Consider the following 12,922-nt stretch of genomic DNA (forward strand, 5'->3'; position numbering starts at 1 on the left):
CTGATCAATGAGTTCCGGGATTGGCCCGCAAGTGCGCGACCTTCTGCTCCAGCCCTTGCCACGCAGGTTCAGCTGAGGCGAAGCGATTGCGCAGGTATGCCGTCAGTTCGGCGATCTGCCTGTTGGACAGGCTGTCCTTGAAACCTGGCATATAACCAAGGTCCGGCGTCGCCGGGTTGGAGATGCCTTGCAAAATGACCTTCAGCAGGTTGTCTGGCAGCGTACTGTGAAGGTTGGTATTAGTCGCCAACGAGGGACTGACACCAAACAGTTTCGGCCCAAGACCATCGGCGTGACAGCCTTGGCAGGAACCTTCAAACACCCGCCGACCATTGTTCAACGACACCTCTGTGACGCTGGGTTGCGCTACGGTTTCCGAGCTTGAGCGGGTCTGTGCTTGCACCGTGCCATCGAGCGACGCGAGGTAAACCGCCATCGCCCGTATGTCTGCTTTGGGCAGCTTCGCCAATTCGCTAACCACCGGCCCCATGGGGCCCGCCGCGACACCGTGGGCATCGGAATAACCACTGCTCAGGTAGGTGAACAATTGATCTTCAGTCCACGGCGTAGGCGATTTGGATAAGCCATTGAGCGCAGGTGCTTCCCAGCCATCGACCATGCCGCCCGCCAGGAAATTTTTACCGCCCTTCTCCGCGCCCATCAAGTTGCGCGGTGAATGACAAGCCGCGCAGTGACCCAGCCCATTGACCAGGTAGGCGCCACGATTCCACTGCTCGCTGCGTTGCGGCTGCACCTGGATTTCACCCTTGCGCAGGAACAACGCGTTCCAACCCGCCATCAGCGGCCGCATGTTGAATGGGAACTGCATGTCGTTGACCTTGGCTGGCTGGCTCACCGGGGCCTGTGACATCAGGTACGCGTACAGCGCCTGCATATCGGCGTCGTTGATATTTCGGAAGGCAGTGTAAGGAAATGCCGGATACAGATTCTTGCCATCGCGACTGATGCCATCGCGCATGGCCCGCTCGAACGCGGGATAGGACCAACTGCCAATCCCGGTTTTCGGGTCAGGTGTGATGTTGCTGCTGTACAGCGTTCCGAAAGGCGTCTGCATTGCCAACCCGCCTGCATTGGTCGCGCCGCCTGACGCTGTGTGGCACACCGCGCAATCGCCGACTGCCGCCAGCAAACGCCCTCGCTCCAGCGTCGCCGCAGACCAGGTGCCCGCGCTGGGTGGCGTGATCGGTGCGATTTCCGCACGCCAGGGCAAAGCCGTGGCAGCAACGCCAAGTATCGCGCCGAACGCTGCGAACAATGAGCCAAACAACCATTTCGAGCGCTTGGCCTTTGGCGAATCAGGGGGATTGGCATTCGCTTCGTCCGCCGAGCCTTTGAGCGCGGCCAGCACACGCTCAGCGGTGATCGGTAGTTCACGAAAGCGAATCCCGGTGGCGTCGTAGATCGCATTGGCTATCGCTGCCGCGCTCGGCACTGCCGCCGACTCACCCGCCCCCATGGGTGCTTCGTTCTGGCGCGGCATCATCAGCACATCGATTTCCGGCACCTGGGGGAATGTCAGGATCGGGTAACCGCCCCATTCCTTGCTGGCAACGGCGGACTCTTCAAAGGTCACGCGCTCCTTGAGCACGCGACTGGTGGACTGAATCACATTGCCGTGAATCTGATGCTGCACTCCGTCCGGGTTGATCATCATCCCGGCGTCATGACCGATCACGACCCGGGTGACTGACACTTCGCCGCTGCGCTTGTCCACCGCCACGTCCGCGACCCACGCAGCCCATGCAGCGCCAAAACCTGGAAATTTGCTGTGAATGTAACGGGCATAGGCAAAACCACGGCCGCGCAGGATGTTGTCTTGTTCCGGGATTTGCATCGGCTGCGTACGCGGCGTCCATTCGGCGCGGGCAGCCGTGGCCTTGACCAGATCCGAGGCGCGCTCATCATTCAGATAACGCAAGCGGTATTCGACAGGGTCGACGCCCGCAGCAAAGGCCAATTCATCGATATACGACTCATGGGCGAAAGTATTGGGCAGCGCCGACACGCCCCGCATCCACGAAGCCCGGACAATGGGTGCCATGTCATTTACGCTCACGCGCATGTGTTCAAAATCATACGGAGGGATCGAAGTGCGGTCGCCCATTTCGAACATCGCCGCTACCGGTTCGACACGCCCTGTCAGCAGCAGTGCCAGGGTCGGCGCACCGTTGGACGGGTAGCTGGTCTGGAAATCGTAACCGGCCACACCGCCATCGGCATTGATGCCTCCATCGACTTCCATCAGTTGCGCCGTGCCTTTGGGCTCCCAGACATGCTCCTGCTCGCGGGTCAGTTGCACCCGTACCGGCAGGCCGACGGCCCGGGACAGTAACACCGCATCGGCGCACACGTCGTCGGCGCAATTACGCCCGTAACAACCTGCCGCTTCCATGCGGATGATCTCGATCCGCTCTTCCGGATACTCCAGCAGCCATGCCAGGTCAGCGCGCAGTAAATGCGGGTTTTGCGTGCCGGACCAGACGCGAATGCCGTCCTCTTGATAGTCCGCCAGCCCGCAGGAAGGGCCGATGGAGGCGTGAAGTTGATACGGCCACAGGTAGGTGCGGGCCATGCGCTCGCTGGCCTGCTCCAGCGCTTGATCAACATTGCCCTTGTCCAGCACGACGCGCTGCACCCGGGGGTTGTCGCGAATGGCCTGCGCGATGTCATCCATGTTCGGCAATTTGTGGTTCCAGGCTTTCCAGGTGACTTTCAGTGCCTGGGCGGCCTTCGCGGCCTGCTCTTCACGCATGGCTACCACGCCGACAAAATCGCGAATCACCACCACCCGGACGATGCCGGGAATGTGCGCGATGGAGGACTCGTCCACCTCCAGCAGGCTGTTGCCGACAAAATCGCCGCTGTCGAGCCCGGCATAAGGCGGGCGAATCACCCGGCCATGCAGCATGTCTGGCAGCCGCATGTCATGCACGTAGGTCAGCTCACCGGTGGCTTTACCGGGAATGTCCACCCGCGCTGCGCCCTTGCCCACCAGCCGATAATCTTCCAGACGCTTGAGCGGCGCATCACCGGAAATCGTCAACTGGTCACGCTCGCCCTCCACCAGTTCGGCAAACGTGAGCTGGCGACCGTCTTCGCTGCTAACTACCCCGCTGTTTATCCGTATGGTGTCAGCTGCAACGGCAAAACGCTGGGCCGCCCGAGCCAGCAAAAATCGCCGGGCTTCAGCCGCGGCGTTACGCAAGGGGATGGCCGAAATCTGAATTGTCGCACTGGCGATGGTTGCGCCCTGGTTCGGCGCGCTATCGGTATCGCCAAGGACCATACAAACTTGATCCAGCGCCAGGTCCAGTTCTTCGGCGACGATTTGTGCCAGCGAAGTACGGATCCCGGTGCCCAGATCCACGTGGCCGTTGAACCCATAGACCTTGCCGTCGTCGTTGACCGCAATGAACAACGCCAGCTCCTGGGGTTTGATCACGGGTACGCCACCTTTGGCCACAGGACCGGACGGTGGCTGGATCTGATCGACGATCAACAAGACGCCGGACTTGGTCAACAGCTGAGCACGGGTGAGCGTTGCATGGGTCATGGTCATCAATCCGTTCAAGGCTTTTGACGGGCGGCACGCAGTACCGCACGAAGAATTTCGATATGGGTGCCGCAGCGGCAGAGATTGGCCGACAGTTCGTTGCGAATCTGTGCCTCGCTGGGGTGCGGGTTGCGATCGAGCAAGGCCTTGGCGGTCATGATCATGCCGTTCATGCAGTAGCCACACTGCGCCGCCTGCTCATCTATAAAGGCCTGCTGCACCGGGTGCGGATGCTCTCGGCTGCCAATGCCTTCGAGGGTGGTGATTTCCCGGCCCTCGGCGCCGGACAACGGAAACACACAAGCCCGCGCCGCAACGCCATCGATGATCACCGTGCAGGCGCCGCACTCGCCCAGGCCACAACCGTATTTCGGGCCGTTGAGCTGTAAATCATTGCGCAGCACCAGCAACAGCGGCGTGTCGGCCATGGCACAGACCGTAGTGGTCTGGCCATTGACGTGAAGCGTCACGGTCTTTTCCGGCGCCAGTGCTTGCTCACTCATGTCGCACTCTCCAGGTGTTACCGCTCGCTCTCTTGAGGTGCGGCTTTTTATTAAGTAATCACTACATGAAAAAGGCGTGACCGGTACCGCATGCGCAGGCTGCGCAGATCCTGCGCAGTGCCATGCGGGTTCTAGAGCTTGATGAGGGGGATGGCTACCCGACTCCTCACGTTACCCCTGACTACATTTTTTTCATGAAGCATCCACTTCATGAATCAGACGCAAGAAGAATGCCAGGGGCGGTTTCTTACTCGTCAATCGTCGGCGTCATCGATCATCTTGCGCAGCAGATACAGCATCGCGACACGCTCGGCCGGGTTGAGGTTACCCATGGTCAGTTCACTGACACGGGCAGCATGAGGCACGGTATCACGCACTAATTGATGGCCACTGTCGGACAGGCCAACGATGACTTTGCGCCGATCTTGAGGGTCTGGCTCCAGGGTGATCAGGTCACGCGCCTTGAGCCGCTCGACGATGCCTCGAATGGTTGCCTGATCCACCGCAGTGGCCTTGACCAGCTCGGTCAATGAGCTCGGCCCGCCATCACGCACGGCGCATAGCGTGATGAATTGCACGGCGGTCAGCTGCGAATCGTCGACGTTCTGCTGGAAGATCGCCATATTGCGTTGGTAAGCCTTGCGCAGCAAATGACCGACTTGCTCGGAAAAGGCATAGGGAGCGGTTGTCTGTGGGGTGTTGTCTGTCGTATCCGGCACGGCGGGCTCTATCAAAAAAAAATAAGTGGCGTTTACATTAACCTGCGAGGGGGATCAAGGTAACTCAATCGTGGTGGGTCACTGTCCCGCCCCCCTCTTTTATATCACCGCGCGATAGATGCCTGCGGCGCTACCACATCACCACCCAGGACCACCGCCTGATCATCGAGGTAGATATCGCAATGGCGTAGCGGGATGTCCAGGTGGCACGGGGTTTTTCGGGTACCGCCAACCTCGGTATTGGGCCCAGTGGAGAACAGGAAGTTGCCGTAGAACGCCCGGGCATCCATGCACATGCCGTCGTTTTTGTCATGCAAGCCCATGGCGGTCCACTGCGCACGCGGCTGCAAACCCCAGCCGATATGGGAGATGCCATACACCTCGGGGTCGTTGAAGTACTTCATGTAATCGCGCAGGTATTCGGCCTCGAAGCCACCATGAATCGAGGTAATGAAGCCCTTTTCGATTTCCAGGGTGATCTTCTCTCGCGAGTAATTCTTGAACGGCAACAGGATATCGCCGACGTCGATCACCAGTACGCCCTCGGCGGTTTCCTCGTTCGGCCAGGAGAATAGAAAACCGCTGGGCCAGTGATCCCAACGCCCCGGCTCATCGGCAAAACCGTACTCGGTGACCGCAGGGTATTGCCCGAGCAACGCCTTGAAATCACTGCCGGCCCGGGACTTCACGTGGATCGAGCGCGCCTGCTTCAGCAGCTTCTCGGCAGCCATCACCCGCTCTTTGTCCGCCAGCGTAGGCAGCATCCGCGCCAGCACTTCCGGTGGTTCGACTGCCAGCAGTATGCGCGTCCCGGTCTTGAGGATCTGCTCCTGCTCCGGCGAGTGCAGCAACATCATGGTGTCGACCACAAGGTCCGCTGCTTCCAGCGCCCGTTGCGCGGCGATATTGCCGGTCAGCGCGGTGTCGCCGCAGTAAGCGGTCATGTCATTGCCCATGGCCATAGGGTGATTGAATGACGGCAACTCGACCGCATAGACCTTGGCCCCAAGACGCTGCGCGGCGTCCATGGCCGCCCGCACGGTACGCGAGTCGGAGTAGTGGCTTTTCAGTACCGCGACGCTTTGAGTCGAGTCCACTTTCGACAGTTTCAACACGTGTTCAAACATCTGGGTCAGTTCGCAATCGCTTACCGGCATTTCTTGTCTTCCTCTTAACCTGTTGAGTTCGTTCGACGCCTCGCACCCTGTACACCAAAGCAAGGCGACGAGCCTGGCACCTGCGCGAATTTGAAGTGTATACGCTATTTATTGACGATAAAACATTAAATTGACGGACGTCTAAAGAGAAGAACAGAAACGTTACAAAGCAACACAACCCCACTAAATAATGGTTACTTAGCGTTACGCGCGCCGTTTATTGCTGATTTTATATTTTTCAAACGGGCTCTTCCAATTCAAAAACAATAGCGTATACACTTCAAATCGCGGCGAGACGACAACCCGATCTCACCAGCCACATATTCAAAACGAAGGAAAAGCCCCCATGCGAAACAAACAAAAAATCGCAATCGTCGGCGCCGGTCTAGGTGGCGCTGCTGCTGCCACGCTGTTACAGAAAGCCGGGTTCGAGGTCGATATCTATGAACAGGCCCCAGAGTTTTCCCGTATTGGTGCGGGCATTCACATGGGCCCGAACATCATGAAAATCTTCCGTCGCATGGGCATTGAACAGAAGCTGAGCGACATGGGTTCGCACCCCGACTTCTGGTTCAGCCGCGACGGTGCCAGCGGTGACTATCTGTCCCGCATCCCCTTGGGTGAATTCGCTCGCAAGGAATACGGCGCGGCTTACATCACCGTGCACCGCGGGGACCTGCATGCACTGCAAATGTCGACCATTGCGCCGGGCACTGTGCACTTCAACAAGCGCCTGACCGGGATCGAGGAAACCGATGAACTGGTGCGCCTGCACTTCGGCGACGGCAGCACCACAGAGGTCGATATTGTCATCGGCGCCGATGGCATCAACTCCAGAATTCGCGAAGAGTTGCTCGGTGCGGAAAGACCGCTGTACAGCGGCTGGGTTGCGCATCGCGCCTTGATTCGCGGCGAGGTGCTGGCCAAGTACAACATGGACTTTGAAAACTGCGTGAAGTGGTGGAGCGAAGATCGTCACATGATGGTCTACCACACCACCAGCAAGCGCGATGAGTACTACTACGTCACCGGCGTACCGCACCCGGCCTGGGACTTCCAGGGCAGCTTTGTCGATAGCAGCCGCGACGAAATGTACGACGCATTCCAGGGCTATCACCCCACCGTTCAAGCGTTGATCGAATCCAGTGAAAGCGTGACCAAATGGCCGCTGCTCAATCGCAACCCGCTGCCGCTCTGGAGCCGTGGACGGATGGTGTTGCTGGGTGATGCCTGCCACCCGATGAAACCGCACATGGCGCAAGGCGCGGGCATGGCCATCGAAGATGCCGCCATGTTGACCCGCTGCCTGCAGGAAACCGGGCTCACCGATTACCGCACCGCGTTCAAGCTATACGAAGCCAACCGCAAGGACCGCGCCTCGCGAGTACAGGCGGTGTCCAATGCCAACACCTGGCTGCGCACACAAGAAGATCCGGCCTGGGTCTACGGTTATGACCTCTACGGCCACCCACTGAAATCGGAAGTGGCCGCATGAGCACCTTCATTCAGGGCGGCAACGTTCAAGCCAATGGTATCCGCCAGCACTACCTGCGTTATGGCGGTCAGGGCAGCACCGGCAAACCGATAGTGTTGCTGATTCCCGGCATCACCAGCCCGGCTATCACCTGGGGGTTTGTCGCCGAGCGCCTGGGTCAGCATTTCGATACCTACGTACTGGACGCTCGTGGCCGCGGCCTGTCCTCCACCGGACCGGAACTGGATTACGGCACCGACGCCTGCGCCGATGACATCGGCGCATTCGCCAAGGCCATGGGCATCAATGCCTATCACTTGGTGGGACACTCTATGGGCGCGCGCTTTGCCGTGCGCAGCGCAGTGCGCAATCCAGCGGGCCTGCAAAGCCTGGTACTGATCGATCCACCCGTCTCCGGTCCCGGCCGGCGCGAGTACCCGAGCAAGCTGTCGTGGTACGTGGACTCGATCCGCCAATCACTGAGCGGGATGGACGCCGACGCCATGCGCGCCTTCTGCCCGACCTGGACCGAGGAGCAACTGCAAGTACGCGCCGAGTGGCTGCACACCTGCTACACACCTGCCATCGTCCGCGCCTTCAACGATTTTCATGACGTGGACTTTCATCAAGATCTGCCGCACCTGCCTGTCCCTGCCCTGCTGATCGTTGCCGGTCGCGGCGGCGTAATCCAGGCCGGGGACGAAGCGGAAATTCGCGACCTGCAACCCGCGATCCAGATTGCTCACGTTGAAAACGCCGGGCACATGATTCCGTGGGATGACCTCGAAGGATTTTTCGCGGCGTTTGGCAATTTTCTCGGCCAGCCCCTGACCTGAATTCAACGCACGTTGCAAAGGAGACAGCTTGTGATCAAGCCTTATCGTATCGGCCAGATTGTGCCGAGTTCCAACACCACCATGGAAACCGAGATCCCGGCGATGCTGGCAGCACGCCAATTGATCCGCCCCGAACGCTTCACCTTTCACTCCAGCCGCATGCGCATGAAGCAAGTGCGCAAGGAGGAACTGGCGGCCATGGACGGCGAGTCCGACCGCTGTGCCATTGAGCTGTCGGACGCCAAGGTCGATGTACTGGGTTATGCCTGCCTGGTCGCAATCATGGCCATGGGCCTGGGCTACCATCGCCAGTCCGAGAAACGCCTGCGCCAGGCCACCGCCGACAACGACGGTAACGCACCGGTCATCACCAGCGCCGGCGCCTTGATCGATGGCCTGAAGGTCATGGGCGCCAAGCGCATCGCCATTGTCGCGCCCTACATGAAGCCGCTGACCGAGCTGGTGGTCAACTACATCCGCGAGGAAGGCTTCGAGGTGGTGGATTGGCGCGCCCTGGAAATCCCCGACAACCTGGAAGTCGCTCGCCACAACCCGGACAACCTGCCCGCCATTGTGCGCGACATGAACCTTGAAGGCGTGGATGTGATCGTCCTGTCGGCCTGCGTGCAGATGCAATCGCTGGGAGTGGTCTCACAAGTCGAGGCCCAAACCGGCAAACCGGTACTCACCGCCGCCATCGCCACCACCTACGCAATGCTCAAGGCACTGGACCTGGAGCCCATAGTTCCGGGGGCGGGCGCGCTGCTGTCTGGCGCTTATAAATAGGAGCGTGTCATGAGCCAAGAACAAAGTGCCGACGCCAACTATCAGGGCGTGTGGGGCCAGCGCATCGGCTTTGGCAATAAGCCTGCGCTGTTGATGATCGATTTCATGCAGGGCTATACCCAAGAAGGCGCACCGCTGTACGCGCCAGGCGTGGTCAGCGCTGTAGCCGAGAGCGTCGAACTGCTAGCCTGCGCCCGGCAACATGAAATCCTGGTCGTGCATACAAACATTCGCTACCACCCAGGGCATTTTGCCGACGGCGGCATGTGGGTCAAAAAAGCACCCGTCATGAAAGACATGGTCGAGGGCAACCCACTGGCTGCTTTCTGCGAGCCAGTGCTGCCCAACCCCGATGAAGTGGTAATCAGCAAGCAGTACGCCAGCTCGTTTTTCGGTACCAGCCTGGCGTCGATGTTGCGCGCCCAAGGCATCGACACCGTGGTACTGGCCGGCTGCTCGACCAGTGGCTGCATTCGTGCGACAGCGGTGGATGCCGTGCAGCATGGATTGCGGACCATCGTTGTTCGCGAATGCGTCGGCGACCGCCACTCCGCACCCCACGAAGCCAACCTGTTCGACATTGATAGCAAGTATGGCGATGTGGTGAGCAAGCAGGAGGCCATGGAACACTTCAGAAAATGAGATGGCCATTGGTTTTCCCGGGCTGACTCAGTGTCTTCCCGGGCAAGCCTGCAACCTCCACGAATTCACGGTTTTACCGAATAACCGGCAGAAATGGATATCTGCCGTCGAACCAGGCCGTAGAGCACTGGTCGCCAAATACTGAGCAAGGGTCGACATCAAACCCTGCCCAGTCTTCTGACACTGCCTTTGGAAGCCGCCAACCGGTGCTACCAAAGCATTGATCCGCGGCTAAACAACAATCACAAAGTCACCGCCAGGAGACACCCATGCCCTCTGCAAATGTAGGTACATCCACTACGACCACCGTCGTAGACCCAGTCCAGGCGCTTTACCGCAAGATCACCTGGAAGCTTATTCCGTTCCTCTGCTTCTGCTATCTGGCCTCCTATCTGGACCGGATTAACGTCGGCTTCGCCAAACTGCAAATGCTCGAACAGCTGCAATTCAGCGAAACGGCTTTCGGCCTGGGCGCCGGTCTGTTTTTCGTCGGCTATATCATTTTCGAGGTCCCAAGTAATCTGGCCCTGGAAAAAGTCGGGGCGAAGATCTGGATCGCCCGGATCATGATCACCTGGGGGCTGCTCTCGGCCTGCACCATGCTGGTCACCTCTACCACGCAGTTCTACATCTTGCGCTTCCTGCTGGGCGCGGCGGAGGCCGGCTTCCTGCCTGGCGTGCTGTTCTACCTGACCACCTGGTTCCCGACCTACAGGCGTGGGCGCATCATTGCCCTGTTCATGATCGGTATGCCGCTGTCCAGCGTGATCGGCGGGCCCTTGTCCGGCTGGATCATGGGCCACTTCGACCACGCCGCCGGTCTTCGCGGCTGGCAATGGCTGTTCCTGATCGAGGCGGTACCTAGCGTGCTGCTGGGCATCCTGACGTTCTGGGCCCTGCCAAACAATCATCACTGCGCCAAATGGCTGAACGCCGATGAAAAAGCACTGCTGGAAAGCGAACTGCGCCTGGACGACGTCGAGGGCAAAGACAGCAAGCACAGCTTCCGTGACGGTTTCTTCAACCTGAAAGTGTGGATGCTCGGCGGTATCGACTTCTCGATCCTGCTCAGTGCCTACGCCATGGGCTTCTGGATGCCGACCTTCATTCGCAACGCGGGGGTGGCAGACAACTTCCATATCGGCCTGTTGACTGCCCTGCCCAGCGCTGCCGCCCTGATCGGCATGCTGCTGATCGGCGCCAGTTCGGACCGTCATCGCGAACGCCGCTGGCACATCATTGTCCCCTTCCTGATCGGCTCGGTGGCCATGGCCAGCAGCACCTTCTTCACCGATAACGTATTTGCCACGGTGGCGCTGTTTGCTATCGCGTCGGCGGCCATCATCGGTGCAGTACCGGTGTTCTTCAGCCTGCCAGCGACCTTTCTCAAAGGCCGTGCGGCCGCCACCGGCTTCGCCTTGGCCTGCTCGCTGGCGAACATCGCCGGCCTGGTCAGCAACTCCTTGATGGGTATCGCCATCGACCTGACCGGCAGCGGTGCCGGAGCACTGTGGTTCTTCGCCGGTTGCTTGATCCTCAGCAGCCTGCTGGTGATCGCCCTACCGGCCAAGCTGGTCAATCGCTAAGACACGTAAGCCAGGCGACTGCGTGTCCTGGCGTAAGTCGCAAGGGGGTCTCATACGGCCCCCTTGCGACTGATCCCACCGACGTGGTGCAGATCGAGCCCGGGCCGCGAGCCGCCGGCCAACCCCATGTTCAAGCCCTCCTTGCGGACAAGCCTTGGCTTCGTCTGACGGGAGACGCTATGCCCTGATTCCGGAGTATCAACAGCATGCACACTCCAGCACTGCGCAAAACCCATGCAATCAGCGGCGCCCTAGGCGGCTGCCTGACACTCGGCCTGGCTCCGCACCTGCTCGCCGAAGAAACAGGCTTCATCGAAGGCGCGACGGCCAACGTGCAACTGCGCAACTACTACTTCAGCCGCGACTTCTCGGACATCGTCGGCCCCAACAAGCAATCCAGGGTCGAGGAGTGGGCCCAGGGCTTTATCCTTGATGCCCGCTCAGGCTACACACAGGGCAGTATCGGTGTCGGCGTGGACGTGCTCGGCCTCTACGGTGTCAAGCTCGACAGCAGCCCGAGCCGGGCCAGGACCGGACTGCTGCCGACACACGACGACGGCAGATCCGCCGACGAGTACGGCCGCCTGGGTGCGGCGATGAAACTCAAGGTCTCCAGCACTGAGCTGAAGGTTGGTGAGCTGCGGCCCAACCTGCCGGTACTGGTCTACAGCGATCTGCGCCTGCTGCCGCCGACCTACCAGGGCGCTTCTCTGGTTTCCAACGAATTGTCCGGACTGACCGTAAACGCTGGCCAGCTGCACTCCACTAGCCTGCGCGACTCGAGTAACACCCAGGAGATGTATGCGCTGATCAATGACCCGATCAACCCGGCGCGTATCGCCAAATTCACCAGCGACCGCTTCAATTATCTGGGTGCCGACTACAGTTTCAACTCCAATCGCACCAGCGTCGGTCTCTGGCAGGCGCAACTGGAAGACATCTACCAGCAGCGTTACTACAGCTTCAAGCACGCCGAGCCAGTAGGTGACTGGACGCTAGGCATAAGTGTCGGCTACTTCGATGCCCGCGACGACGGCCGGAGCATCGCCGGCAAGCTCGATAACCATGCACTGTTCAACCTGTTGTCGGCGAAGCGCGGCGGCCATACCTTCTACCTGGGCTACCAGCAGATCGGCGGTGACGATGGTTTCATCCAGGTTGGCGCCAACACCAACCCGCTTGGCAATACCCTGCCTACCTACGAGTTCGCCGCACCGGATGAACGCTCCTGGCAAGTCCGGCACGACTACGACTTCGTCGCCCTCGGCATTCCCGGTCTGACCACCACTCTGCGCTACGTGACTGGAGACAACGTCACCACTGGGCGGGGGTTTGAAGGTCAGGACTGGGAGCGCGATCTGGATATTGGCTACGCTGTCCAGAGTGGAGTGCTGCGTGGAGTGGGTATCCGCATCCGCAACGTTACTGCGCGCTCCAACTACCGTAGCGATATTGATGAGAACCGGCTGATCCTCAGCTACAACATCAGCCTTTTCTGATAGCCGTACCCGCCGGAACTTTCAGGCAGAGTAAGCCAAGAACCTGGGCACCATCAGCGACGGTGCCCTGGAGCCGACGTGGCGAAGCAGAGCCTCAGCGAGCATCATCACCCACGGGAAGATCACCCCGTGGTGAACCGGCGGTT

Annotated in this window: 10 protein-coding genes; 6 read left to right on the forward strand and 4 right to left on the reverse strand. The window is 59.8% G+C overall.

The window, feature by feature from the left end; genetic code table 11:
- Positions 1-4 precede the first annotated feature (4 nt).
- The 4 genes from KGB07_RS05020 to KGB07_RS05035 form a co-directional block, all read right to left on the reverse strand.
- Positions 5-3,574 (reverse strand): molybdopterin cofactor-binding domain-containing protein, encoded by a 3,570-nt coding sequence (locus KGB07_RS05020; protein WP_046043582.1) that lies wholly within the window; start codon positions 3,572-3,574, stop codon positions 5-7.
- Between the two features lie 14 nt (positions 3,575-3,588).
- The gene (locus KGB07_RS05025) at positions 3,589-4,077 is read right to left on the reverse strand and encodes a (2Fe-2S)-binding protein (RefSeq protein WP_046043577.1); all 489 of its coding nucleotides are present in this window, start codon (positions 4,075-4,077) and stop codon (positions 3,589-3,591) included.
- 254 nt (positions 4,078-4,331) lie between these two features.
- On the reverse strand, positions 4,332-4,796 hold the full coding sequence (locus tag KGB07_RS05030; protein WP_046043576.1) for a MarR family winged helix-turn-helix transcriptional regulator: 465 nt from the start codon (positions 4,794-4,796) through the stop codon (positions 4,332-4,334).
- 104 nt (positions 4,797-4,900) lie between these two features.
- The gene (locus tag KGB07_RS05035; RefSeq protein ID WP_046043574.1) at positions 4,901-5,953 is read right to left on the reverse strand and encodes a 2,5-dihydroxypyridine 5,6-dioxygenase; all 1,053 of its coding nucleotides are present in this window, start codon (positions 5,951-5,953) and stop codon (positions 4,901-4,903) included.
- 346 nt (positions 5,954-6,299) lie between these two features.
- On the opposite strand from KGB07_RS05035, the gene KGB07_RS05040 reads away from it, so the two are divergent.
- The 6 genes from KGB07_RS05040 to KGB07_RS05065 all read left to right on the forward strand — a co-directional run bounded on the left by KGB07_RS05040 (position 6,300) and on the right by KGB07_RS05065 (position 12,776).
- Positions 6,300-7,448 (forward strand): FAD-dependent monooxygenase, encoded by a 1,149-nt coding sequence (locus KGB07_RS05040; protein WP_046043572.1) that lies wholly within the window; start codon positions 6,300-6,302, stop codon positions 7,446-7,448.
- Positions 7,445-8,263: an alpha/beta fold hydrolase gene (locus KGB07_RS05045; RefSeq protein ID WP_046043571.1), complete on the forward strand. Its 819-nt coding sequence runs from the start codon at positions 7,445-7,447 to the stop codon at positions 8,261-8,263. The genes KGB07_RS05040 and KGB07_RS05045 overlap by 4 nt, the downstream gene beginning before the upstream one ends.
- 30 nt (positions 8,264-8,293) lie before the next feature.
- Positions 8,294-9,049 carry an Asp/Glu racemase gene (locus KGB07_RS05050; protein WP_046043570.1) on the forward strand — a complete coding sequence of 252 codons (756 nt, stop codon included), beginning with the start codon at positions 8,294-8,296 and terminating at the stop codon, positions 9,047-9,049.
- A 9-nt stretch (positions 9,050-9,058) separates the two neighbouring features.
- Positions 9,059-9,691, forward strand: a complete 633-nt coding sequence (locus KGB07_RS05055; RefSeq protein ID WP_046043569.1) for an N-carbamoylsarcosine amidohydrolase — start codon at positions 9,059-9,061, stop codon at positions 9,689-9,691.
- Positions 9,692-9,960: 269 nt separating this feature from the next.
- Positions 9,961-11,277 carry an MFS transporter gene (locus KGB07_RS05060; protein WP_046043567.1) on the forward strand — a complete coding sequence of 439 codons (1,317 nt, stop codon included), beginning with the start codon at positions 9,961-9,963 and terminating at the stop codon, positions 11,275-11,277.
- Between the two features lie 206 nt (positions 11,278-11,483).
- The gene (locus tag KGB07_RS05065; protein ID WP_185754866.1) at positions 11,484-12,776 is read left to right on the forward strand and encodes an OprD family porin; all 1,293 of its coding nucleotides are present in this window, start codon (positions 11,484-11,486) and stop codon (positions 12,774-12,776) included.
- The last annotated feature ends 146 nt before the right edge of the window (positions 12,777-12,922 follow it).

It is taken from the genome of Pseudomonas sp. GL-RE-26, from assembly GCF_019956275.1.
GTDB classification, from domain to species: Bacteria; Pseudomonadota; Gammaproteobacteria; order Pseudomonadales; family Pseudomonadaceae; genus Aquipseudomonas; species Aquipseudomonas grandcourensis.